Source organism: Verrucosispora sp. WMMD573, from assembly GCF_027497175.1.
In the GTDB taxonomy this organism is placed as follows: domain Bacteria; phylum Actinomycetota; class Actinomycetes; order Mycobacteriales; family Micromonosporaceae; genus Micromonospora.
Map to the genome: position 1 here is coordinate 59,016 of NZ_CP114901.1, position 23,694 is coordinate 82,709.

The 23,694-nt window shown below is 71.5% G+C and carries 18 protein-coding genes; 8 read left to right on the plus strand and 10 right to left on the minus strand.

Annotated features, from left to right (window positions below; genetic code table 11):
• Positions 1–17: 17 nt before the first annotated feature.
• A complete protein-coding gene (locus O7601_RS00280) occupies positions 18–551 on the minus strand; it encodes an HNH endonuclease (RefSeq protein WP_281564316.1) in 534 nt (177 codons plus the stop codon).
• Between the two features lie 250 nt (positions 552–801).
• Here O7601_RS00280 and O7601_RS00285 point away from each other — a divergent pair, with 250 nt between their 5' ends.
• The 3 genes from O7601_RS00285 to O7601_RS00295 all read left to right on the plus strand — a co-directional run bounded on the left by O7601_RS00285 (position 802) and on the right by O7601_RS00295 (position 3,919).
• Positions 802–1,854 carry a mechanosensitive ion channel family protein gene (locus O7601_RS00285; RefSeq protein WP_348650224.1) on the plus strand — a complete coding sequence of 351 codons (1,053 nt, stop codon included), beginning with the start codon at positions 802–804 and terminating at the stop codon, positions 1,852–1,854.
• A gap of 223 nt (positions 1,855–2,077) precedes the next feature.
• Complete coding sequence (locus O7601_RS00290) at positions 2,078–3,427, plus strand: MFS transporter (protein WP_281564317.1); 1,350 nt, start codon at positions 2,078–2,080, stop codon at positions 3,425–3,427.
• A gap of 63 nt (positions 3,428–3,490) precedes the next feature.
• A complete protein-coding gene (locus O7601_RS00295; protein WP_281564318.1) occupies positions 3,491–3,919 on the plus strand; it encodes a globin in 429 nt (142 codons plus the stop codon).
• 44 nt (positions 3,920–3,963) lie between these two features.
• Here the strand turns inward: O7601_RS00295 and O7601_RS00300 are convergent, their stop codons facing one another.
• The 4 genes from O7601_RS00300 to ettA form a co-directional block, all read right to left on the minus strand.
• Positions 3,964–4,548: a YbjN domain-containing protein gene (locus O7601_RS00300; protein WP_164447459.1), complete on the minus strand. Its 585-nt coding sequence runs from the start codon at positions 4,546–4,548 to the stop codon at positions 3,964–3,966.
• Between the two features lie 130 nt (positions 4,549–4,678).
• On the minus strand, positions 4,679–5,359 hold the full coding sequence (locus tag O7601_RS00305; RefSeq protein WP_281564319.1) for a hypothetical protein: 681 nt from the start codon (positions 5,357–5,359) through the stop codon (positions 4,679–4,681).
• A gap of 74 nt (positions 5,360–5,433) precedes the next feature.
• On the minus strand, positions 5,434–5,877 hold the full coding sequence (locus tag O7601_RS00310) for a thioesterase family protein (RefSeq protein WP_281564320.1): 444 nt from the start codon (positions 5,875–5,877) through the stop codon (positions 5,434–5,436).
• A 14-nt stretch (positions 5,878–5,891) separates the two neighbouring features.
• Complete coding sequence (gene ettA, locus O7601_RS00315) at positions 5,892–7,568, minus strand: energy-dependent translational throttle protein EttA (protein ID WP_281564321.1); 1,677 nt, start codon at positions 7,566–7,568, stop codon at positions 5,892–5,894.
• 342 nt (positions 7,569–7,910) lie between these two features.
• On the opposite strand from ettA, the gene O7601_RS00320 reads away from it, so the two are divergent.
• The 3 genes from O7601_RS00320 to O7601_RS00330 all read left to right on the plus strand — a co-directional run bounded on the left by O7601_RS00320 (position 7,911) and on the right by O7601_RS00330 (position 13,361).
• Complete coding sequence (locus O7601_RS00320; protein ID WP_281564322.1) at positions 7,911–9,311, plus strand: trehalose-6-phosphate synthase; 1,401 nt, start codon at positions 7,911–7,913, stop codon at positions 9,309–9,311.
• A gap of 41 nt (positions 9,312–9,352) precedes the next feature.
• Positions 9,353–11,914 (plus strand): trehalose-phosphatase, encoded by a 2,562-nt coding sequence (otsB, locus tag O7601_RS00325; RefSeq protein WP_281566741.1) that lies wholly within the window; start codon positions 9,353–9,355, stop codon positions 11,912–11,914.
• 859 nt (positions 11,915–12,773) lie between these two features.
• A complete protein-coding gene (locus O7601_RS00330; RefSeq protein ID WP_281564323.1) occupies positions 12,774–13,361 on the plus strand; it encodes a hypothetical protein in 588 nt (195 codons plus the stop codon).
• Positions 13,362–13,705: 344 nt separating this feature from the next.
• Here the strand turns inward: O7601_RS00330 and cobA are convergent, their stop codons facing one another.
• From cobA to cobC, 3 genes are all read right to left on the minus strand, one after another.
• Positions 13,706–15,001: a uroporphyrinogen-III C-methyltransferase gene (gene cobA, locus O7601_RS00335; RefSeq protein WP_281564324.1), complete on the minus strand. Its 1,296-nt coding sequence runs from the start codon at positions 14,999–15,001 to the stop codon at positions 13,706–13,708.
• A gap of 64 nt (positions 15,002–15,065) precedes the next feature.
• Positions 15,066–16,163 (minus strand): nicotinate-nucleotide--dimethylbenzimidazole phosphoribosyltransferase, encoded by a 1,098-nt coding sequence (gene cobT / locus O7601_RS00340; protein ID WP_281566742.1) that lies wholly within the window; start codon positions 16,161–16,163, stop codon positions 15,066–15,068.
• Positions 16,163–17,248 carry an Rv2231c family pyridoxal phosphate-dependent protein CobC gene (cobC, locus tag O7601_RS00345; protein WP_281564325.1) on the minus strand — a complete coding sequence of 362 codons (1,086 nt, stop codon included), beginning with the start codon at positions 17,246–17,248 and terminating at the stop codon, positions 16,163–16,165. The genes cobT and cobC overlap by 1 nt, the downstream gene beginning before the upstream one ends.
• Before the next feature lie 121 nt (positions 17,249–17,369).
• Between cobC and O7601_RS00350 the strand changes: the two genes are divergently transcribed.
• Positions 17,370–19,502, plus strand: coding sequence for a transglycosylase domain-containing protein (locus O7601_RS00350; RefSeq protein WP_281564326.1), 2,133 nt, complete (start codon positions 17,370–17,372; stop codon positions 19,500–19,502).
• A 3-nt stretch (positions 19,503–19,505) separates the two neighbouring features.
• Here O7601_RS00350 and O7601_RS00355 read toward each other — a convergent pair whose 3' ends face one another.
• Positions 19,506–20,984: a cobyrinate a,c-diamide synthase gene (locus tag O7601_RS00355; RefSeq protein WP_281564327.1), complete on the minus strand. Its 1,479-nt coding sequence runs from the start codon at positions 20,982–20,984 to the stop codon at positions 19,506–19,508.
• A gap of 284 nt (positions 20,985–21,268) precedes the next feature.
• Here O7601_RS00355 and O7601_RS00360 point away from each other — a divergent pair, with 284 nt between their 5' ends.
• Positions 21,269–22,087, plus strand: a complete 819-nt coding sequence (locus tag O7601_RS00360) for an SURF1 family protein (RefSeq protein WP_281564328.1) — start codon at positions 21,269–21,271, stop codon at positions 22,085–22,087.
• Between the two features lie 4 nt (positions 22,088–22,091).
• Here O7601_RS00360 and O7601_RS00365 read toward each other — a convergent pair whose 3' ends face one another.
• Complete coding sequence (locus O7601_RS00365; protein WP_281564329.1) at positions 22,092–23,678, minus strand: ATP-dependent DNA ligase; 1,587 nt, start codon at positions 23,676–23,678, stop codon at positions 22,092–22,094.
• Between the last annotated feature and the right edge of the window lie 16 nt (positions 23,679–23,694).

A 23,694-nucleotide genomic window follows, 5' to 3' on the forward strand; every position in this document is an offset into this window, starting at 1 on the left:
GGAGGCGCGCTCGGTGGTCAGGCGGCTTCGGGTTCGCGGAGGTCCAGCCAGTCGGCCCAGCGTGGGTCGGGGGCGCGGTGACCGAGCACCCGCCAGGCGATGCCCTTCGGGGCGGTCGGCAACGCGTGCAGCCGCCAACCCAGCTCGGCGGGGGTCTTGTCACCCTTGGTGTGGTTGCACCTGGCGCAGGCGGCGACCACGTTCTCCCAGGCGTGCCGGCCGCCCCGGCTGCGGGGGAAGACGTGGTCGATGGTCTCCGCCGGGCCCCGGCAGTAGGCGCACCGCCAGCCGTCCCGAGCGAAGATCGCTCGGCGGGACAGGCCCACGTGGGTGCGGTACGGCACCCGGACGAAACGGGTGAGCCGAACGACCGAGGGCACCGGCAGCGCGCTGCGGGCGCTGTGCAGAAGGCCCTCACCGTCGGCGACGCAGACCGCCTTGGCGGAGAGCACGAGAATCGCGGCACGACGTACCGACACGACACACAGCGGCTCGTAGGTGGCGTTGAGGACCAGCGCGCCGGAGCCCACCGTGGGTCGTATGTCAGGCATCGCGTCACCCTCCCGGTCAAGCGGCATACCACTCGCCACCGCCGACCGGCGTCGGGCACAGCCCCACACCACGTCGACGCCGGCCGGATCACCGACGTCCGCTGCGCCAATAGTCCCTGATCGGACCCGCGAATGCACGCACTAATCCTGGGTACCCGGCGCTTTCCCCCGGGCTGTGCTCGACCGGCCGGGCGGCGCCGGCCGGTGGGTCGACGGCGGACCCGCCGACCGGTTGCGGTACGAACACAGGGTGACCGTCAGCAGCCTCAGCCCCACCCCCGCCCCGTCGAGTCCGGAGTCGGTCGAGACACCCAGCCCGGAGTGCCTGGACGAGGCCCTGTGCAAAATCGTCTACAACTGGACCGACTCGGTGTGGTTCGCCGAGGGCAGCTTCTGGATCCTCGTCAAGCCACTACGGATCATCCTGATCCTGGTGTTGGCGCTGGCGGCCCGATGGCTGGTGCACCGTACGATCCGCCGGCTCGTGCGCAGCACCAGCGACGCCGGTGTGCCGACCATGCTCCGCCCGCTGCGCGAGCGCATCCCGAGCGCCGCCACCGAACCCGGCGAGTTCGTTCCCGAGCGTCGCCGGCAGCGCGCCGAGGCCGTCGGATCGGTGCTCCGGAGTCTGAGCACCGCGTTCATCTTCGGCATCGCCCTGCTGATGGTGCTCAAGGAGTTCAGCTTCGACCTGGCACCGCTGCTGGCCAGCGCGGGCATTGCCGGTGTCGCCCTCGGTTTCGGCGCGCAGAGCCTGGTCAAGGACCTGATCGCGGGCCTGTTCATGCTGATCGAGGATCAGTACGGGGTGGGCGACAACGTCGATCTCGGCGAGGCGACCGGCGTGGTCGAGGCGGTCGGGCTGCGGGTCACCACCGTCCGGGACGCCCGAGGCGTGCTCTGGTACATCCGCAACGGCGAGATCATCCGGGTGGGCAACAAGAGCCAGGGGTGGGCCCTGGTGGTGGTCGACCTGCCGATCGGTTTCGCCGGCACCGAGGAGGCGACGGCCGTGCTGCGTACCGCCGCCGCGTCGATCGCGGTGGACCCGGAGCTGGCCGCTTCGATCGTCGAGCCGCCGGAGGTGCTCGGCGTCGAGCAGGTCACGGTGGAGGGCACGGTGATCCGCACGGTTGTGAAAACGACCGCCGACGGTCAGTTCAGCGTCGGCCGGGAGCTGCGTCGCCGACTGGCCGAGGCGCTGGAGAACTCCGGTATCACGGCGAGGATCGCGGCGGGCCGCCTCTACCCCGGCATACCTACTCGATCGGACTCCGAGACCGGTCAAGGCGGCGCCACCTGAGCCGACCGGCGGGGGTCGCGACTGAGCGGCCCCCTCGGGTATCGTCCGTTCGTTCAGTCGGAGATGCGACCAACTAACCGTTCGCCCTAGCCAGTTGTCAGACGATCGGGCAGAATCCGGTGCACGCGCTTACCGAGCGGTGTCACGTCCTCGCTGATCCGCAGACCTGACGATGGTCCCGGGCCGCCATCACGAGTGGCCAGACACCGGGACGATGGAGGCGATGGTGTCCGACGAGCGACCTTCTCCGGAGGGGCCGGCCACCTTCCGGGAGGTTTTCGCCCAGCCTGAGTACCGCGCCGTCTTCGCGGCCAGCACGCTGACCTGGCTCGGCGACTACGTCGCCAGGGCAGCCGTCACCCTCCTGGTCTACCGGGAAACCGAGTCCGTGGCGCTGTCCGCGGCCGCCTTCGCGGTCAGCTATCTACCCTGGCTGGTCGGCGGCCCGTTGTTGGCCACGATCGCCGAGCGGCACCCGTACCGACAGGTGATGGTCGTCTGCGACCTCGTCCGGATGGCGCTGATGCTGCTGGTCGCCATCCCCGGGATACCGGTGCCGTTGATCCTGATGCTGCTGTTCGCCACCACGCTGGCGAACCCACCGAGTCAGGCCGCCCGGTCGGCCCTGCTGCCGTTGATCCTGCCCGGGGACCGCCTCGTCGTCGGGCTGTCCGTCAACGCCAGCGTGGGGCAGGCCGCCCAGGTGGTCGGTTATCTGCTCGGCGCCGCCATCGCAACGGTCAACCCCACCGCCGCGCTGTTGATGAACGCGACCGCATTCGCGCTGTCTGCCGTGCTCGTCCGACTCGGGGTCCACGACCGACCACCGGCGATGACCAACGCACACCGCAGCCACCTGCTGCGGGAGACCGCCGCGGGTTTTCACATGGTCTTCCGGACGCCGGTGCTGCGCGCCATCGCGATCCTGGTCTTCAGCGCCATGCTCTTCTCCATCGTGCCCGAAGGGCTGGCCGCCGCCTGGGCCAACGAACACGCCGGCCAGAGCATGGACCCCGGGCTGGCGCAGGCGGTGATCATGGCGGCCACCCCGGCCGGCTTCATCCTCGGCGGTCTGATCATCGGCCGTACCGTCGCACCCGCCCGTCGACTGCGCCTGCTACGACCGTTGGCCGTGGCCGCCCCACTGGCGCTGGTGCCCGCGCTGCTGGATCCGCCGCCGGCGGTCGTGGCGCTACTCGCCGCCATCTGCGGTTTTGCCGTCGCCGGGCTGATACCGACGGCCAACGGGCTTTTCGTCCGGGCCCTCCCGGACGGCTTCCGGGCCCGGGCGTTCGGTGTCATGGCGACCGGCATGCAGGTCATCCAGGGTGCGGCCGTACTGGTGACCGGCTTGTTGGCCGAGCGATTCCCGATTCCGCTCGTGGTGGGGGTGTGGAGCGTCGCCGGGGTGCTGTTGATGTCGATCGTCGCCCTGCGCTGGCCCGACCAGCAGACCGTGGCCGCCTCCGTCGACGCCGCCCGAGCCGCCTCCGCCACCGCGAGCACCGGAGCCACCGCTCCCGATGATCCCGGCCACGTGGGTCCGGGGCGGCCCCGGCACGCGGTGACCTGAGCCACCCTCGTTCACCCGGTGCCGACCGGGCGATCGCCCCGGCGGGCCTGGCAGGATGGAACGGTGAATCCCGCAGGTGAGTCCGAAGGCCACGGCGAAGCGGTCACGTTCTTCGACGCCGTCGGCGGTGAGCCCACGTTCCGCAGGCTGGTCGAGGAGTTCTACGCCGGCATCGCCGCCGATCCGCTGCTGCGCCCGATGTATCCGGAGGAGGATCTGGGACCGGCCGCCGACCGGATGCGGCTCTTCCTGATGCAGTACTGGGGGGGTCCGAACACCTACTCAGCGCAGCGGGGTCATCCCCGACTGCGGATGCGCCACGCCCCGTTCCGGATCGGCGCGGCCGAACGCGACGCCTGGCTGCGGCACATGCGCCGGGCGGTCGACAGCCTCGACCTGCCCCCGGCACTCGCCACGGAACTGTGGGACTACCTCGAACGGGCGGCGTACTTCATGGTGAACGACATGGCGGACCCGGCCGCCCAAGGCTGAACTCCGCCGCCCCGCCACCACGGCGGGGCGGCTGTCGCCGTCGCTCAGAGCAGGGCACCCTCGTCGTGCAGCCAGTCGACGAAGCTGGTGGCCACGGCGGCGCCACAGTCGAGCAACTCGACCAGGAGCGCGTCGTGGGCACCGGCGGCGAGCGGGACCTGCAACTCGGCGTAGATCGGCAACTGGCCGCGCTCGGTGGGATCACCCACGTACGCCTTGCAGAAACGTCGGGTGTGGTTCCACTCGTTGACCACCCGGTAGGCCCGGTCCGCCCAGTCCGGCGGCACCGTCGCGTGTGGCCGGGCCCGCAGCACGAGGATCTCGTCCTCCGGCCCCTCCAGGGTGACCAGCACGGCGTGCCGCTCCCACATGGCCAGCAGGTTGCCGTCACCGTCGGCCAGGTAGCGCACGTCGAGCAGGTCGAGCGCGTCGCAGATCCGACGCAGGGTGACCTGTTCGACGGTGGCTGGCATGTCGGCGATCAACGGACGCTCCGCAGCCGGGCAGTCGTCGCCCGGTTGGCGGGGCGCCGGCGGGCCGACCCGGACGGTACCTTCCACCATGATCCTGCTTCGAGTTTCCGGGTCACCGCCACTGGCGGGACCTGGACGCCATGACCACCACGGCATCGCTCGCGCACCTCACTCCCCAGCGGATCCGGTCGCCTACAGTGGGTGGATCCGAGGATGGACGGTACCCGGACAGCCGGAACGAAGCACCCCCCCAACGGCAGCACCAAGCCGGAAGGATGAGTAGCGGTCATCCTTTCGCATGAGCAACAGATGGCCGTACGACAAGATCGGTGGCCTTCTGCGACCAGATGGCTCCGTACGGTCCCACCAATCCGACCCATCGGCCAGCCGCACGTACCTGCACGCCGCCGCCATCTGCCGAATCCTCGGAGGCGGAGAGGAAACCCATGCGAACCAGACCCTGCACCATCCGCTGAGTCACCTCCACCGGACGGTCAGGCTCGTCGTCGGGGGTGACCACCACCGCCACGTGGTCCAGCAGGGCGTCGCGGAGCACCCGCTGCCCCACCGCCCGGCCGCCCACGCCGTGCTCGGCCGCCTCGCGCAGGGTGCCCGCCGCCGCGTCGGCCAGTCGGCGCAGTTCCCCGCCCGGCAGTGTCTCGACCCGACGGCTCACCGCCGGCGGCAGCGCCCACCGCCACTGCGCGTCGCGGCGGGGCGGCAGGTCCGCACGGCCGGCCGCGAGTTCGGCGAGCAACTGCCTGGCGGCGACCGTCACATCACCGGGACCCGCGCCGGCCACCGTACGCACGGCCAGCACTTCCCACGGCAGCCGCGCCCAGAGGGCGGTACGCGCGCCGACCGCGGCCGGCCTCAGCCGGACCAGGGCGGCGCTCTCCAGCCGGACGAGCCGGGCCAGGAACGCCCCTGCGTCGGCGACGTCGACGATGCCGTGTCCGACGCTCACGGCGCACCCTCCGGTCCGACGCTCACGGCGCACCCTCCGGTCCGACGCTCACGGCGCACCCTCCGGTCCGACGCTCACGGCGCACCCTCCGGGGCGTAGCCGAGCAGGAACGTCCGCTCCGGCTCACTGAGCCGCCGGGGCACCTGCCGGTCCAGGTCGAACGGCACCAGCACCGAACGCGCCCGGCTGATGAGCAGTTCGCCGTCGTACATCTCGTAGCCGACCGTGAAGGACGCGGCGCGCAACTGTTCCACCCACAGCTCGATCCGCACGGTGGGCGCGGTCTCGACGGTGGCCCGGTCGAGGGCGTAGTCCACCGGCCGCAGGTAGTCGACCTCGTGCCGACGGATCACCACGCCCTCGGCGAACGAGCCCACCCCGTACGCCCGGGCGCCGACGAACATCAACGCCACCCGGGCCTCCTCGTAGAGGGTGAGGAAGCGGGCGTTGTTGACATGGCCGTACGCGTCCAGGTCCGACCAGCGCAGGGTGCAGTGGTAGACGAACCGGTCAGCCATGACAGACCGCCCGGTCAGTCGCGGGTCAGCTTGCGGTACGTCACCCGGTGCGGACGGGCCGCCTCGGCGCCGAGGCGGTCGATCTTGTTCTTCTCGTACGCCTCGAAGTTGCCCTCGAACCAGAACCACTTCGACGGGTCCTCGTCGTCGCCCTCCCAGGCCAGGATGTGCGTGGCGACCCGGTCCAGGAACATCCGGTCGTGGGAGATCACCACGGCACAGCCGGGGAACTCCAGCAACGCGTTCTCCAGGCTGGAGAGGGTCTCCACGTCCAGGTCGTTGGTCGGCTCGTCGAGCAGGATGACGTTTCCGCCGATCTTCAACGTCAGCGCCAGGTTGAGCCGGTTACGCTCGCCGCCGGAGAGCACCTTGGTCGGCTTCTGCTGGTCGGGGCCCTTGAAGCCGAACGCCGCGATGTACGCCCGCGAGGGCATCTCGACCTTGCCCACCATGAGGTGGTCCAGCCCGTCGGAGACGACCTCCCAGACGGTCTTGTCGCCGTCGAGGCCCTGCCGGTTCTGGTCGACGTAGGACAGCGAGACCGTCTCGCCGACCCGGACCCTGCCGCCGGTCGGCTCCTCCAGCCCCACGATGGTCTTGAACAGGGTGGTCTTGCCGACGCCGTTCGGGCCGATGATGCCGACGATGCCGTTGCGCGGCAGCGAGAAGGAGAGGTTGTCGATCAGCACCCGCTCGCCGAAGCCCTTGGTCAGGCTCTTCGCCTCGATGACGGTGTTACCCAGGCGAGGACCCGGCGGGATCTGGATCTCCTCGAAGTCCAGCTTGCGGGTCTTCTCCGCCTCGGCGGCCATTTCGTCGTACCGGTCGAGGCGGGCCTTGGACTTGGTCTGCCGGGCCTTGGCGTTGGAGCGCACCCAGTCCAGCTCGTCGGCTAGGCGCTTCTTCATCTTGGCGTCGCGGCGACCCTCGACCGCCAGCCGGGCCGCCTTCTTCTCCAGGTAGGTGGAGTAGTTGCCCTCGTACGGGTAGGCCCGGCCGCGGTCCAGCTCCAGGATCCAGTTGGCCACGTTGTCCAGGAAGTAGCGGTCGTGGGTGATGGCGACGACGGTGCCGGCGTACTTGGCCAGGTGCTGCTCCAGCCACTGCACGCTCTCGGCGTCCAGGTGGTTGGTGGGCTCGTCGAGCAGCAGCAGGTCGGGGGCCTCCAGCAGCAGCTTGCACAGGGCGACCCGGCGGCGCTCACCGCCGGAGAGCTGGGTGACGTCGGCGTCCGGCGGCGGGCACCGCAGCGCGTCCATGGCGAGTTCGAGTTTGGAGTCGATGTCCCACGCGTCGGCGTGGTCCAGCTCCTCCTGGAGCCGGCCCATCTCCTCCATCAGCTCGTCGGAGTAGTCGGTGGCCATCTGCTCGGCGATCTTGTTGAACCGCTCCAGCTTGACCTTCGTCTCGGTGACTGCCTCCTCGACGTTGCCGAGCACGGTCTTGGCGTCGTTGAGTGGCGGCTCCTGCGCGAGCATTCCCACGGTGAAGCCGGGCATCAGGCGGGCCTCGCCGTTGCTCGGCTGATCCCAACCCGCCATGATCTTGAGCAGGCTGGACTTGCCGGCGCCGTTCGGACCCACCACACCGATCTTGGCGCCCGGCAGGAAGTTCAGCGTCACGTTGTCGAGCACGACCTTGTCGCCGTGCGCCTTGCGCGCCTTGTCCAGGACGTAGATGAACTGGGCCACGGTGCGGGCTCCTCCGTCGCTTTCGATCGCCGATTTCGCGTGCCACGGGCGCGGGCCAGGGCCGCCGTCCGTCGCCGTCGGCCGGGAGCGGCCGCGCGCACGCCGTTGTCAATCCTGACAGGTACGCCGGGCAGCGCCCACATCGCCCCGCCAGAGCGGGTCCTCCAGGGCCGGATCACCGCCCCGAGGGCCGGTCGGGGCGACTCACCTGTCAACATGATCACGTCCAGGGTTCGCCGAGTTCGGGGCGGGTAGGTGAGTCCGGCACAGGGGAACAGACGCCGCAGCTACGCTCAGTACGCTCATCGCGGTGGACCCGTCAGCACCCGGAGGTGGCCGATCGTGACCGTCCGTAGCTCCTTTGTCGTAGTGGCGAACCGACTGCCGGTCGACGAGGTGAGCACACCCGAGGGACGCCAGTGGCGACGCAGCCCCGGCGGGCTGGTCACCGCGCTGCATCCCGTTCTCGCCGAACACCAGGGCACCTGGGTCGGCTGGGCAGGCGGCACCGGCGCAGCCCCCGAGCCGTTCGACCTGGAAGGCATCCGGCTGCACCCGGTGCCACTGAGCGCCGAGGAACTGGAACGCTACTACGAGGGGCAGTCCAACGCGACGATCTGGCCGCTCTACCACGACGCCGTCGAGACGCCCGCCTACAAGCGCCGCTGGCGTGAGGCGTACCGCCTGGTCAACGCCCGGTTCGCGGAGGCCGCGGCGGAGGTGGCCGCCGAGGGGGCGACGGTCTGGGTCCAGGACTACCAGCTCCAACTGGTGCCGGCGATGCTCCGGGAGCTGCGCCCGGACCTGCGGATCGGCTTCTTCCTGCACATCCCGTTCCCGCCGATCGAGCTGTTCATGCAGATGCCGTTCCGCGCCGAGATCCTGCGTGGCCTGCTCGGCGCCGACCTGGTCGGGTTCCAGCAGCGGCTCGCCGCGCAGAACTTCGTCCGGCTCGCCCGGCACCTGCTGGGGCTGCGGTACGAGGGCCAGATGATCCAGGTGGACGGCCGCCAGGTCAAGGCCGGCGCGTTCCCCATCTCGATCGACACTCAGGAGATGGAGCGGTTGGCCGCCGACCCGGCGATCCAGGCGCGGGCCAAGGAGATCCGCGAGGAGCTGGGCAATCCCCAGACGATCATTCTGGGCGTCGACCGGCTCGACTACACCAAGGGCATCGAACTGCGCCTCAAGGCGTTCCGCGAGTTGCTGGCTGACGGAAAGTTGACAGTGCCCGACGCGGTTATGGTGCAGGTCGCCACACCCAGTCGCGAGCGGGTGGAGCACTACCAGGCACTTCGCGTCAAGGTTGAGCGCGAGGTTGGTCGGATTAATGGCGAATTCGGCCGGGTTGGCGTGCCGGCGGTGCATTATCTGCATCAGTCGTACAGTCGGACCGAACTGGCTGCGATGTACGCCGCCGCCGACGTGATGATGGTTACTCCGCTCCGAGACGGAATGAACCTGGTGGCCAAGGAGTACGTCGCATCAAGGGCGGACCACGGGGGCGCACTCGTACTCAGTGAGTTCGCCGGCGCCGCCACCGAGCTGCGTCAGGCGTTCCTGTGCAACCCGCACGACCCGGACGCGGTCAAGGACGCTCTGCTACGGGCCGTGCATGTGGAGAAGCCGGAGGCTCGTCGCCGTATGCGGACAATGCAACGCCATCTGCGCACCCACGATGTGGGGCACTGGGCGAAGTCCTTCCTCACCGAACTCGGTGTGCCCGACATGGAGGCAGCGTGAACGCGGCGTCCACCGAGAACGTCACGCCCGTCGCGGGCCCGATGGATCCGGAACTGCGCGCCGCCATCGGGCGGATCGCCCGGGTACCCCAACTCCTGGTCGCCTGCGACTACGACGGCACGCTCGCACCGATCGTGGAGGACCCGAGCAAGGCCGTGCCGCTGCCGGAATCGGTGGCCGCGGTGCGGGCCCTGGCGGCGCTGCCACAGACCACGGTGGCGGTGGTCTCCGGCCGCGCGCTGCGCGACCTGGCCGCCCTCTCCCGGCTACCGAGCGAGGTCCACCTGGTCGGTAGCCACGGCTCCGAGTTCGACATCGGCTTCGTCGAGCGGCTCTCCCCCGAGCTGATCGCCGTGCGCACCCGGCTGCGGGACGCCCTGCGGGACATCGCCGCGGCCCACCCTGGCGTCCGCCTGGAACGCAAGCCGGCCAGTGTCGCCGTGCACACCCGGGGGGTGGATCCCGAGGTCGCCGCCGCCGCCATCGACGCGGTCCGCAGCGGCCCCGCGACCTGGCCGGACGTCACCGTCACCCAGGGCAAGGAGGTCATCGAGCTCTCCGTCGTGGCCACCCACAAGGGCACCGCCGTCGACCAGCTGCGCACCCAGCTCTCGGCCAGTGCGGTGCTCTTCATCGGCGACGACGTGACCGACGAGAACGCCTTCGGCAACCTGCACGGTCCGGACGTCGGCATCAAGATCGGCCCTGGTGAGACCAAGGCCGGTTGCCGGGTGGCCGAGCCGATCGAGGCCGCCCGGGCGCTCGGGCTGCTGCTGGAGACCCGACGGCACTGGCTGTTCGGTGAACGGGCGGTACCGATCGAGCGACACTCGATGCTGGCCAACGGTCGGACGGTCGCGCTGCTCACCCCGGACGCCAAGGTGAGCTGGCTGTGCAACCCGAAGCCCGACTCGGCAGCGATCTTCGCGGATCTGGTCGGCGGCAGCCCGGCTGGGCACTTCAGCGTCGCACCCGAACGGGGCGGCATCCCGCTGGGCCAGCGCTACCGCTCCGGCACGATGACCGTGGAGACCCGCTGGTCCGGTCTCACCGTCACGGACTGGCTGGACAAGCCGGATCCCAAGACCACGCCGGACGGCCCGGCGATCATCTCCGGCGACTCGACCCTGATCCGCGTACTCACCGGCACCGGCCGGGTTCGCCTCGAGTTCGCGCCTCGGCCGGAGTTCGCCCAGGTCGCCGTGCAGCTCCAGCCCCTCGGTGACGGCCTGCTGGTGCTCGGCTCCAACGAGCCGGTGGCGCTCTACTCCCCCGGCGTGCAGTGGGAGGTCGGCAACGACGGCGGGTACGAGACCGCCAAGGCGGTGGTGGATCTCGCCGCGCTCGGTGGTCAGGTGGTGCTGGAGCTGCGTTTCGGTACGCACAGCCTGGAACACCACCGGCTGCCCATCCACGAACGGCAGGCCGCGGCCGAACGCCCCTGGAAGGACTGGGTGGCCTCGCTGCGACTGCCGACCACCGCCCGGGACCTGGTCGCCCGCAGCGCACTCACCCTGCGCGGCCTCTGCCACGAGGCCAGCGGCTCGATCCTGGCGGCGGCTACCACCTCGCTGCCGGAGGAACTGGGCGGCGTCCGTAACTGGGACTACCGCTACTGCTGGCTGCGTGATGCCGCGATGACCGCCAGGGCTCTGGTCGACCTGGGCTCGATCACCGAGGCCGAGGCATTCCTGCGCTGGGTGGACGGCTGCGTGGAGCGCACCGGCGGGCACCCCGAGCGGCTGCACCCCCTCTACACGGTCGACGGCTTCGAGCTGGGCGCCGAGGCGGTCATCGACACCCTGCCCGGCTACGCCGGATCTCGACCGGTACGCGTCGGCAACCTCGCCAACCACCAGCTCCAACTCGACGTCTTCGGCCCGATCGCCGACCTGATCGCCGCCACCGCCGACGTGCGCGGCTCGGTACGCGCCGAGGAGTGGCGGGTGCTGGAGAACATGGTCGAGGCGGTCCGCCGACGCTGGCACGAGCCGGATCACGGCATCTGGGAGGCCCGTCTGCCACCCCGGCACCACGTCTTCTCGAAGGTGATGTGCTGGATGACCGTCGACCGGGCGCTGCACGTGGTACGCCAGCACGGCGGCGAGGACCGCCCGGAGTGGGTGGAGCTGCGCGACCGGATCGGCGCCAACGTGCTGGAGTACGGCTGGCACGAGCACGCCGAGGCGTACAGCGTCGCGTACGGCGACGAGGACATGGACGCCTCGTCGCTGTGGATCGGGATCTCCGGACTGCTGGCCGGCGACGATCCCCGCTTCCTCTCCACCGTGTTGAAGATCGAGGCGGATCTGCGCAGCGGGCCGGTCGTCTACCGCTACCACTGGGACGACGGCCTGCCCGGCCGCGAGGGCGGCTTCCACATCTGCACGGCATGGCTGATCGAGGCGTACCTGCGTACCGGTCGCCGGACCGACGCAGAGGAACTGTTCCTACAGATGATCGACACGGCCGGTCCGACCGGCCTGCTGCCCGAGCAGTACGACCCGCTGGCCGAGCGCGGCCTGGGCAACCACCCGCAGGCGTACAGCCACCTCGGGGTGATCCGCTGCGCGCTGCTGCTGGACAACATGCTCAAGCAGTAACGGACCATCACATCGCAGCGGCCGGAGACACCCGTCTCCGGCCGCTCCCCCCCACCCCCACCCCCCTCACCCCCACCCCCTCACGCTCCTCGTTGATCATGAGGTTAGCGGCGTTTTCGATCTCCAGATCTGCCGCTAACCTCATGATCAACGCTGTGGTGTTTTGGTGCTGCGGGTGTGGGTGTGGGGTGCTGTCGGGGGAATTTGGGTGCCGTGTCCGGCTCTAGCGGTGAGGGTCGGGTTTCGCCTCAGGGTGGGCGGGGTCCGATTTCGAGGAGGCGACGCTTGGGGTGTACTTCAGCGACCAGCCGGCCGTCGGCGATCGCGCGGCGGGCCACACCACGTCCTTGTCGGGTCGGAGGCGTCGGCGGGCGGTGTGAATCTTGGCGCGTTTCTGCCTCTTGGTGGGCGGTTTCGGACCAAGATTGCGGGTTGTCGGGGGTCGGGGGCTCGGGGTGGAATGGGTGGCGGGGTGGCGGGGTGGGGGGCGTTGGATATCTCTGAACGGTCGAGGACGGCCGCCCGTTGATGGTGGGTGCGGGCCCCGGGGAATGGTGGGGGCCGGTCGGTCGTTGGATATCTCTGAACGGCCGAGGAGACGACTGCGACGCCTCGGGTGCGACCGGCTGGACGGCCGCCCGTGATGGTGGGACCGCCCGTTGGTGGTGGGTGTGGGTCGCCGGGAATGGTGGCGGGTCGGTGGTCGTTACACATGGTCCCGGCGATGCGAAGCGGCGATACGCCCCGCGCGTCGGATGACTTTCCCCTCTTGAAAGCTTGAGTGCCTTTCTGGTGCTTGCGTACGCCTGACTGACCCCCTCGGTGCGGGTGTGCGTCGACCCCCGGATGGAGCTTTGTCATGAACACGATGCTGCGGAAGAGTGTGTTGGGTATTGCGGGTGTGGCGTTCACCGGTGGTCTGTTCGCCGGTCCGGTGGCCGCTCACGCCGACACCACCCCCGTGAAGACCGTTGCGGTCGCGGTGGTGCAGGCTGACAAGCCGGACGCCAGCAAGCTGCTACCGCACGGCGCCCCGTCCAACCAGTCGCATGTTGATCTGAATGATGAGCAGGTCGGTAATGTGAAGGCGATCATCGCGGCGACGAAGAAGGCCGGTATGGACGAGCGGGCCGCGGTGGTGTCGATCGCGACCGCGCTGCAGGAGTCGAAGCTGGAGAACCTGGGTCACCTGGGTGACCGCAACGACCACGACTCGCAGGGCCTGTTCCAGCAGCGCCCCTCAAGCGGCTGGGGCACGGTGGAGCAGATCACCGACCCCGAATACTCGACCCTGGCCTTCCTCAAGGCCCTCAAGCAGGTCGACGGCTGGCAGGACATGCCGCTGACCGAGGCCGCGCAGACGGTGCAGGTGTCGGCCTACCCCGACCACTACGCCCAGTGGGAGCAGCAGGCCGCCGACCTCGTCGCCCAGCACTGGACCAGCTGACCACCACCAGCCAACAACCGAAGACATTCCTCCACAGGGGGAGCAAGAACCGCTGGCCGGCACCCGATACCCGGGTGCCGGCCAGCGGCATATCCAGCAACAGCAGACAGCAGACAGCAGGATCCTGGGCCGGCGGGCCTACCTTCGCGCGCAGGCGGACCAGGTCAGGCTGGGGGCGACCGTGCCCGGCGCAGGGATCAAGCCTGACCGCCCGAAGCCGGGCACGGTCGCCCCCAGCCCTCAACCGCAACCACCCCGGACGCTGGCCCCCCAGCCCCCAACCGCAACCACCCCAAAGCCAGGCACGGCAGCCCCCAGCCCCAAACCGTGACCACCCAAAAAGCTCAGGTCAGCCCAGCCACCCCGAGTGCCTCGACCACGTCACCGACCACGACCACAGCCGGTGGACGCAGCCCGGCGGCGGTCACCGCGGCAGCCACCTCGCCGAGCGTCGAGCGGACTATCCGCTGACCACCGGTGGTGGCCTCCTGGATGACCGCAGCCGGCGTCGCCGGTGCCCGCCCGTGCGCCAGCAGCGTGCTGGCGATCGCCGGCAGGTTCTTCAGGCCCATCAGGATCACCAGCGTGCCGCGCAGACCGGCGAGCGCCTCCCAGCGAACCAGTGAGTCCGGCGATTCCGGGGCGACGTGCCCGGAGACGACGGTGAACTCGTGCGCCACCGATCGGTGGGTGACCGGGATGCCGGCCGCGGCCGGCGCGGCGATCGAGCTGGTCACCCCCGGCACCACCGTGACCGGCACTCCGGCCGCAGCGCAGGCGAGCAGTTCCTCTCCACCCCGCCCGAAGACGTACGGGTCGCCACCCTTGAGCCGGACCACGAAGGCTCCCGCCAACGCCCGATCCACCAGGATCCGGTTGATCTCTTCCTGCGTCCGGGACGGACCGTAGGGGATCTTGGAGGCGTCCACCAGTTCCACGCCGGTGCGCAACTCGTCGAGGAGCAGTCCGGGGACGAGGCGGTCGGCGATCACCACGTCGGCCTCGCTGAGCAGCCGCCAGCCCCGGAGGGTGATCAGTTCCGGGTCGCCCGGTCCGGCACCCACCAGGGCGACTCGGCCGCGACGGTCACCCGCGACGGCAGGGGCGTTGAGCGGTTCCCCGGGCCCGGCAGAGTCCGACACCAGCAGGGCACGGATGGCGTCGCGGACACTCACCGCGCGGCGTGGGTCGCCACCGCCGAGCACCGCCACGGTGACCGGACCGTACCGGGTCACCGCCGGGGTCCAGGCCGTCGCCGCGTGCCGGTCGTCGGCGCGTACGCAAAAGATCCGACGCTCCGCGGCGGCGGCGCTGACCGCCGCCGCAGCGGCCGGGTCGTCGACGGCGACCTGCACCAGCCAGGCACCGTCGAGATCGTCGGCAGCGAACCGGCGCGACACCCAGTGCAACCGCCTGGCGTCGACGTGTGCGCGCAGCGCCGGGGTGAGTTCCGGTGCCACCAGCAGTACGTCCGCACCCGCGTCGAGCAGCGCCGGGACCCGCCGCGTCGCGACCGCTCCCCCACCGACGACGACCACGCGGAGCCCGGCCAGCCGCAGCCCGAGAGGGTACGCGTTGGCGCTCGGGCCGCCCGAGCCGCCGGCTGCTGCGCCGGATGGCTTGCTCGCAAACTCGCTCATACCGCCTCGCTCCGCGTACCGGCTACGCCCGGCACCTGGCGGCGAATCCGCAGGGTGCGCTGGCTCACTTCTCGGCCACCCCGGCGGAGTCGAAGGTGGCTACCTCGTGCAGGACCCGAACTGCCCCGGTGACCACGGGAAGAGCCAGCAACGCGCCGGTGCCCTCACCGAGCCGCAGACCGAGGTCGATCAGGGGCGTGAGACCGAGCCGCCTCAGCGCGACCGTCGCACCGGGCTCGGCGGAGCGGTGACCGGCGACCATGGCCGCCACGGAGTCCGGCGCGAAGGCCGCCGCGGCAAGCGCGGCGGAGACCGCGATCACCCCGTCCAGCAGCACCGGTACGCGCCGTGCCGCCGCGCCGAGCACGAAGCCGGCCAGCGCGGCGTGTTCCAGTCCACCGACGGCGGCCAGCACGCCGAGCGGATCCGCCGGGTCGGGGGTGTGGCGGCGCAGCGCGGCGCGGACCACCTCGATCTTGTGCTGGTAGGTCGGGTCGTCGACGCCGGTTCCCCGGCCGGTCGCTGCGGCGGCGTCGACTCCGGTGAAGGCGGCGATCAGGGCGGCGGCCGGGGTGGTGTTGGCGATCCCCATGTCGCCGGTGAGCAGAATTCCGGCCCCGGCGTCGACCAGTTTCCCGGCGTTGGCGATACCGACCTCGACCGCCGTCCGCGCCTCCTGCCGGGTCATCGCGGCGGTGACGGTCATGTCCCGGGTACCGGCCCGGATCGGCGTGCTGATTAGTCGGGGCGCCTCCGGTCCGGGTACGCCGTCGGGGGTGTCGAGGTCGGTCGGGTCGGCGACCGGCAACGGCCCGGCCACCCCGACGTCGATCACGGTCACCGAGGCGCCAGCCTGCCGGGCGAAGGCGTTGACCACCGCTCCACCGGCCAGGAAGTTCGCGACCATCTGCCCGGTGACCTCCTGCGGCCAGGGACTGACCCGTTGGGCGTGTACGCCGTGATCACCGGCGAAGATCGCCACCGCCGCCTGGTCGGGCACCGGTGGCGGGCAGCTGCCCGCCAGGCCGGCGAGGCGCACGGACAGCTCCTCCAACGCGCCGAGCGAGCCGGCGGGCTTGGTCAGACGCGCCTGCAACTGCCTCGCCGCGGTCATCGCCGGCTCGTCGAGCGGGCCGATGGCCGCGATGGTGTTCTCCAGCATCATGCCTCCATGATCTCGGCCAGCACGTCGATGAACGCGTCGGTGGTCACCCGATCCCGCACTGCGATCCGTAGCCAGTCGGAGCCGAGTCCCGGAAACGTGTCGCCCCGGCGTACCGCCCAGCCCCGCGCCCGCAGCCGGTCCCGGATCCGGTCGGCCCCGGAGATCCGCACCAGCACGAAGGCGCTGGCCGGGCGGCCCGCCACGCGTACCCCGGGCAGGGCCGCAAGCCGCGCGACCAGGTGTTCGCGGTCGGTCGCGAGTTGCGCGGCGATGGCGCGTTCGGCCTGGGCCGCCGCGGGGCTCGCGCAGGCTTCGGCGGCAGCCAGCGCGGGGGTGGAGACCGCCCACAGCGGCTGTACGGCGGCCAGCCGGCGCAGCAGCGCGGCCTCGCCGAGCAGGTAACCGATCCGCAACCCGGCCAGCCCCCACGTCTTGGTGAGGCTACGTACGACCAGCAGGCCCGGCAGGTCCCGGCGGGCGGCCAGCGATTCGGGTTCACCGGGTACCCCGGGCGCGGCGGCGGTGTCCGCGAACGCCTCGTCCACCACGAGTACGCGGCCTGGGCGGGCCAGTGCGGCGAGGTCGGCGGCGGGGTGCAGCACGGAGGTGGGATTGGTCGGGTTACCGATGACGACCAGGTCGGCGTCGGTGGGTATCCGCTCCGGGTGGAGCCGAAAGTCGTCCGCCGGGTCGAGCAGCACCCGCTGCACGGTGTGCCCGGCGGCCCGAAGCGCGGCCTCCGGCTCGGTGAACTGCGGGTGCACCACCACCGGGTGACGTAGCCCGCGCAGCGCCTGAGCGAGCAGCACGAAGCCTTCGGCGGCACCGGCGGTGAGCAGCACCTCCTCCGGTGGCCGGCGGTGCCGGGCGGCGACGGCGGCGCGGGCCGGACGGGGGTCCGGGTACGCGGCGAGGTCGGCCATCGACGCGGTGATCGGCTCGGCCAGCCAGCGCGGCAGCGGGGCGCGTCGCACGTTGACGGCGAGGTCGACCAGGCCCGCGGCGACCTCGGCGTCACCGTGGTGGGCGAGGTCCGGCTCGGCCACCGACGCGCTGGATCTCGTGGTCAGCTGCCCATGCATGACCGCGATCCTGCCGGGAAGGCGGCGCGGGGGACAGCGACCCGGCGGGTGGGCCACATCACCACCGATCACTTCATGAGTATTTCTCATGGACGAATCGGAAATGTCATAACTTGGCGGTGTGAGCTACCGACCCCTCGCTGCCGCTGGTCGTCTCGTTCCGCTGCTCCGTGCCGGGCTGATCGCCGGCATCGTCGTCGCCGCCGCCGCGTACCCGGTCGTCGCGGTGACCGGCATCGGCGCCAAGGCCACCGCGCACGCCGTGGAGAGCAAGACCCGCCTGCTGACCACGGCCCTGCCCGCCGAGACCTCCTACCTGTACGCGCCCGACGGCAAGACCGTGCTGACCATGTTCTTCGAGGAGTACCGGCAGTACACCAAGCTGTCGGACATCTCGCCCAACATGCAGCAGGCCATCGTGGCCGCCGAGGACAACCGCTTCTACCAGCACCACGGCGTCGACCCGAAGGGGGTCGCCCGGGCCTTCGTGGCCAACGCCCGTTCCAGCGGCGTCTCCCAGGGGGCTTCCACGCTCACCATGCAGTACGTCCGGATGGCGCTGCGCGACAGCGCCACCACCCCGAGGGAGGTGCAGGAGGCCACGGCGCAGACCCCGACCCGCAAGATCAAGGAGATGCGCATGGCGGTCGACCTGGAGAAGGAGCTGAGCAAGGAGGAGATCCTGGAGCGTTACCTCAACTCGGCCTACTTCGGGCACCGCGCGTACGGCATCTACGCCGCGAGCGAGATCTTCTTCTCGAAGACCCCGAAGGAGTTGACCGCGGTCGAGGCGGCCACCCTCGCCGGCCTGGTGAAGTCGCCATCCCAGTACGACCCGGCCAGTTCCGACCAGAAGGACGCCACCGCCCGGCGCAACTACGTCCTCGACAACATGGCCCGACTCGGTTATCTCTCGCCGGACTCCGCCCAGGCCGCGAAGGGCGAGCCGATCCGGCTCCGGCTGACCTACCCGCCCAACGACTGCGCCGCCGTTCCCGACAAGTGGAACAGCTGGGGCTTCCTCTGCGACTACCTGAAGAACTGGTGGAGCGCTCAGCCGGCGTTCGGTGAGAACCGGCTCCAGCGGTTGGACAAGCTGCGCCGGGGCGGGTACCGGATCGTGCTCAGCATGGACCCGAAGATCCAGACGGCGGCGGAGAAGAACGTCGGCACCCAGTCGAACACCGGCAGCCCGTTCGCCAACGGCATCGTGGTCTCCGAACCGGGCACCGGACGGGTAAAGGCGATGGCGGTGAACCGCACGTACTCGCTTGAGGTCGACGAGAATCCGCTCAGCTCCAACCCGGAGGCGGGTCCAGAGGTGCGGGCCAACTACCCGAACACGGTGGCGCCCCTGATGGGCGGCGGTGGCCTGCCCGGCTACCAGGCGGGGTCGACGTTCAAGATGTTCCCCATGCTCGCCGCCCTCGACGCCGGCATGCCACTCAACACCACCTTCAACGCGCCGCACAGCTACCGCTCCGAGGTCTACGACGGCTGGCAGCCGTCCAACGCCAGCGGCGCGATGAGCGGCACCCAGACCATGTGGTCCGGTTTCGGCAAGTCGGTGAACACCTACTTCGTCTGGCTGGAGGAGCAGGTCGGGGCGGAACGGGCCGTCCGGCTCGCCGAGCAACTGGGGCTGCGCTGGCGTACCGACGTGGACCGGGAGCACGCCTCCCCTTCGAAGGCCAACAAGTGGGGTGCCTTCACCCTGGGCGTCTCCGACGCCACGCCCCTGGAGATGGCCAACGCCTACGCCGCGGTCGCCGCCGACGGGCGCTACTGCGAGGCGCTGCCGGTCAACGCGATCTACAACCGGGACGGCACCCCGGCCACCTACACCACACCGGGTGGCATCGAACGTGAGGTCGCCAAGCCGCGCTGCCGCCAGGTGGTCAGCGCCGACGCGGCGCGCGCCGCCACCGACGCCGCCCGCTGTCCCACCGGCGACACCCCGGCCAAGGGCAGTTGCGGCGGCTGGTCCACGGCGGACAGCGTGCGCGGGACGGTGGGCCGCCCGGTGGCCGGCAAGACCGGTACCACGGACAGCACCCGATCCGCCTGGTTCGTCGGCTACACGCCGGAGCTGGCGGCGGCCAGCTTTATCTCCGACCCCGACAATCCCTTCAACGCGGTCGGTGACGGGCAGTCGCAGATCCCGATCGCCGCGGTGTCGAACACCCTCCGCGACGCCCTGAAGGGCAAGCCCGTTCGGGACTTCGTCCCACCGTCGGACCGGATCGTCGGTTGACGGTCAGGCTGGCGGCCCCCCGGCCGGCCCGGACACCACACCGGCCGGATCGCCCGGCGCGACACCCACCGGCCCGCCCGGGGCACCGCCGCCGACCCCGACCGGGACCGTGGCCGGCTCGGCCGCCGCGGCGGCCACCAGCCGGGTCGCGATCTGCGGGTACCCGGCCCAGTGCGGAACGAGCTGGGAGGCGTGCACTCCCCGCCAGATGAACCCCTCCGGCGCGCCACCCGGCCAGCTCCACGCCGGGCGCTGCCCGCCCCGGGGGGTGAGGACGGCCCGGTGCTCCTTGTGGCCGGTCACCACCTCGCCCCGGACGGCGACCACGCTGTCGCCCTGCGCGGTCGCCTCCCGGTAGCCGACCACCAGCCCGTCCCGCAGACTGCCGATCGCGTCGAGCACCCCGCACATCGGCAGCCCGTCGAGTTCCCGGGCCAGCCAGAGCAGGCCGGCCCCCTCGGCGACCACCGGACGCCCGGTTCGGGCCAGCTCGGCGACCGCGATGCACAGCCGCCGGTTGGCGGAGAGCTGCTCCGCGTACGACTCGGGCAACGCGCCGCCGACCACAAGTGCCCGGGTGCCGGCCGGCAGCACCTCGTCGGCGAACGGGTCTAGCGTCGTCACCTCCGCCCCGGCGGCCCGCAGCAACTCGGCCGTCTCGGCATGGCTGAAGCTGCCGCCCGGTCCACCGAGCAGCGCCACGACCGGACGCGCGGCACCGCCGGGCCGGGCCGGCGCGGCCTCGTCGGCGTGCTGCGGAGACCATGGCTGCACACCCAGCGCCGGCGCCGAGCGGGCCAGCCCGAGCAGCCGCTCCAGGTCGACGGTGGCGGTCACCGCCTCGCCCAGCCGCCGGACCGCCCGGGTGGCCTCGTCGGCGCCTTCGAGGACCGGCACCACGCCGTGCCGACGGGACGGCAGCACCGAGGGCAGGTCCTGGCGGCGCAGCGCGCCGTAGACCGGCACACCGATGTCGTCGAGCGCCTCCCGCAGCAGCGCCTCGTGCCGGGCGGAGGCGACCCGGTTGAGGATCACTCCACCGATCCACAACTGTTCGTCGTACGCCCGGAAGCCGTGCACCAGGGCGGCCACCGACTGGCCCATCGCGGCGACGTCGACCACCAGCACCACCGGGCTGCGCAGCACGGTGGCGACGGCGGCGGTCGACTCGGTCTCGCTCCGGCCGGTCAGGCTGTCGTAGAGACCCATGCTGCCCTGCACCACGGCGAGCTCCGTGCCGGCCGCGCCGTGCAGCAGCAGCGGGGCGATGCGGTCGGCGCCCACCAGCCGCGGATCCAGGGTGCGCCCCGGTCGGCCGCTGGCCAACCCGAGGTACGCCGCATCGACCTGATCGGGCCCGATCTTGAAGCCGGTCACATCGAGGCCCCGGTCGGCGAACGCGGCGAGCAGACCGATCGCCAACGCGTTCTTGCCGTGTCCGGAGGAGGGAGCACTGAGCACCAGACGCGGCACGACGGTCATCATCGACTCCTCGCGAGCGGTCGGCGTGCCGACCGTCGGCGCGCTCCGCCCGCGTGACGATAGCTGAAGCGGACGCCGCGCACGCACCCTGCGCCGCCCCGTCCGTGGCAGGTCAGGCAGTCGGTGGCGGACCGCCTCGACGCCGGTACGCTCCGCCACGGCGAGGCCGCCTCCGCCCGTCTCCGGTCGAAGCCACAGCCTGCGGCAGCCCACGGTGGCGAGCGACACCCGAGTGCCCCGACGGCTCGACACAGTGGCGGCGGTCACCCGGGTAATCTCGTGGCGTGTACCGGTTCCTGCTGACGCCGCGCTGGCTGGGCCTTCTCGTGCTGGCCCTGACCGCCGCCACGGTGATGGTGCTGCTCGGCAACTGGCAGTTGGACCGCTACCACGGCCGGACCGCGATCAACGAACGCATCGACGCCGGCCTGCGGATGGCCCCGGTGCCGCTGCGCGAGGCGCTGCCCGCGCCGACCGGTGGCCCCGGCGCGGTCGGCGCGCCACCGGCGGCGGAGCGGACCTTCACCCGGGTCACCGTGACCGGCCGGTACGACACCGACAACATCGTCCTGGTGCGGGGCCGTACGGTCGACAGTCGGGTCGGCTTCGAGGTGGTCACCCCGCTGCTGCTGGCCGACGGCACCGCCGTCCTGGTGGACCGGGGCTGGATCCCGCCCGCCCCGGGTGGGGCGGTGGCACAGCCCGACGTGCCACCCGCGCCGGCCGGCGAGGTGACCATCGAGGGCCGGGTGCACGCGAGCGAGAGCGGCGACGCCAAGGTGTCCCGCCGCGAGGGCCGGCTGGAGAGCCGCCGGGTCTCCGTGCCTCAGCTTGCCGGCGAGCTGCCGTATCCGGTGCACGGCGCGTACCTGCTCCTCGACGAGCAGACGCCGGCCGCCGACCCGGTGTTCCGGGCGGTGCCGGTGGGCCACGCCAACAACTGGCAGAACCTCGGCTACGTCGTCCAATGGTGGATCTTCGCGGCGATGACAGTGGTCGGCTACGGCTGGGTCGCCCGCCGCGAGGCCCGCCGGATCGCCGGGGTGGTCGACGAACGGCCCCGTGACCGGGCCGCCGACTCCGGCACGCCGGCCACCGCCTGACCGCTCAGCCGGACGGCCGGCCGGCGTGGATCGCCCGGACGGCGTCGATGGTGTCGGCCTCGGCTGCCGTCTTGTCGTCCCGATAGCGGACCACCCGGGCGAATCGCAGGGCGACCCCACCGGGATAGCGTGAACTGCTCTGCACGCCGTCAAAGGCGATCTCCACGACCTGTTCGGGTCGGACCCGGACGACCCAGTCCCCGCGATCCACCGCGAGGCCGAGGAAGCGCTCGGTCTGCCAGCGCAGCAGCTCGTCGGTGAGCCCCTTGAAGGTCTTGCCGAGCATCACGAACCCGCCGGTGCCCGGGTCGCGAGCGCCGAGGTGAAGGTTCGACAACCACCCGGTGCGTCGGCCGCTGCCCCACTCCACGGCGAGCACGACCAGGTCGAGAGTGTGCCGGGGTTTCACCTTGACCCAGGCGGCGCCACGCCGCCCAGCGTCGTAGGGCGCGTCCGGCGCCTTGACCACCACGCCTTCCTGGCCCGCGTCGAGCGCGGCGGCGAAGGCCGCGCCGGCCTGCTCCGGGCCGTCCACCTCCATCCGCCCGACCAGCAGCGACGCGTCGGCCGTGCCGCGCAGCGCCGCCCACCGCTCCCGGCCCGGCAGATCGATCAGATCCACCCCGTCGAGGTGCAGTAGGTCGAAGAAGTACGGCGTCAGCACGGTCGCACCGGTGCGTTCGGCGGCGGCGCGTACCGCCGGTGCGACAGGTGCACCGGCGGCGGGACCGGCCGACCCGGACCGGCGGGCGGCGGCGCTGGACGTCTGCTGGAAGGGCAGGGGCCGGCCGGTGGCGTCCAGCCCGATGGCCTCCCCGTCGAGGACGATCTCCCGGGCGGGCAGGGTGCGCACGGCGGCGACCACCTCGGGCACCCGGGCGGTGATCTCGTCGAGGCTGCGGGAGAAAACGGCGATGTCGGAACCACTGCGGTGCACCTGGATGCGGATGCCGTCGAGCTTCACGTCGACCACCGCGGGCACCCCGGTGGCGGCGAGCGCCTCGTCGACAGTGGACGCGCTCTGCGCCAGCATCGGCGCCAGGGGCCGGCCCACCCGCAGGCCGAACTCGGCCAACGCCACGGCTCCGCCGCCGAGGGCGGCCACCGCCACCGCCCGCAGGTCGCCAGCGAGCAGCAGCGCCCTGCGTACCACCGAGGCGGAGACCCCGGCGGCTCGGGCGATAGCGTCGGCGAGCAGCCCGGCCTGAGCGCCGTGCCGCAGCTCGCCGAGGAACAGGCCGGTCAGCAGGCGCTGCTCGTCGGCGGTGGCGGCCGCGTACAGCGCCTGCACCAGGGCCCGACGGCGAGCCTGCGAGCCCGGGCCGTGCACGGCCGCGATCTCGTCGATCGCCGCGTCGACCGCCGACACCGTCAGCGTCGGCTCGGCCGCCGGCGCGGGCAGCTCACCCAGGCTGGCCCAGCCGACGCCGGTCTGCCGCTGACGCAGCTCACCGGCGAGCCAGCCGGAGCCCGCCGCCACCTCGGGCGGGTCGAGCCGCCGCAGGGCATCGGCGAGCAGCTCCACCTTGGCCCGACGACCGCTGGTGGCGCCGACGGCCGCCGAGATGGCAGCCAGGTCCAGGAACCGCACGACCCCATCCTGCCAG

Bases quoted from the DNA above. Each gene is read 5' to 3' on its own strand.
- O7601_RS00280 (WP_281564316.1), bottom strand. From the start codon at position 551: ATGCCTGACATACGACCCACGGTGGGCTCCGGCGCGCTGGTCCTCAAC.
- O7601_RS00290 (WP_281564317.1), top strand. From the start codon at position 2,078: ATGGTGTCCGACGAGCGACCTTCTCCGGAGGGGCCGGCCACCTTCCGG.
- O7601_RS00300 (WP_164447459.1), bottom strand. From the start codon at position 4,548: ATGCCGTGGTGGTCATGGCGTCCAGGTCCCGCCAGTGGCGGTGACCCG.
- O7601_RS00310 (WP_281564320.1), bottom strand. From the start codon at position 5,877: ATGGCTGACCGGTTCGTCTACCACTGCACCCTGCGCTGGTCGGACCTG.
- otsB (WP_281566741.1), top strand. From the start codon at position 9,353: ATGGATCCGGAACTGCGCGCCGCCATCGGGCGGATCGCCCGGGTACCC.
- O7601_RS00330 (WP_281564323.1), top strand. From the start codon at position 12,774: ATGAACACGATGCTGCGGAAGAGTGTGTTGGGTATTGCGGGTGTGGCG.
- cobA (WP_281564324.1), bottom strand. From the start codon at position 15,001: ATGAGCGAGTTTGCGAGCAAGCCATCCGGCGCAGCAGCCGGCGGCTCG.
- cobT (WP_281566742.1), bottom strand. From the start codon at position 16,163: ATGCTGGAGAACACCATCGCGGCCATCGGCCCGCTCGACGAGCCGGCG.
- cobC (WP_281564325.1), bottom strand. From the start codon at position 17,248: ATGCATGGGCAGCTGACCACGAGATCCAGCGCGTCGGTGGCCGAGCCG.
- O7601_RS00355 (WP_281564327.1), bottom strand. From the start codon at position 20,984: ATGACCGTCGTGCCGCGTCTGGTGCTCAGTGCTCCCTCCTCCGGACAC.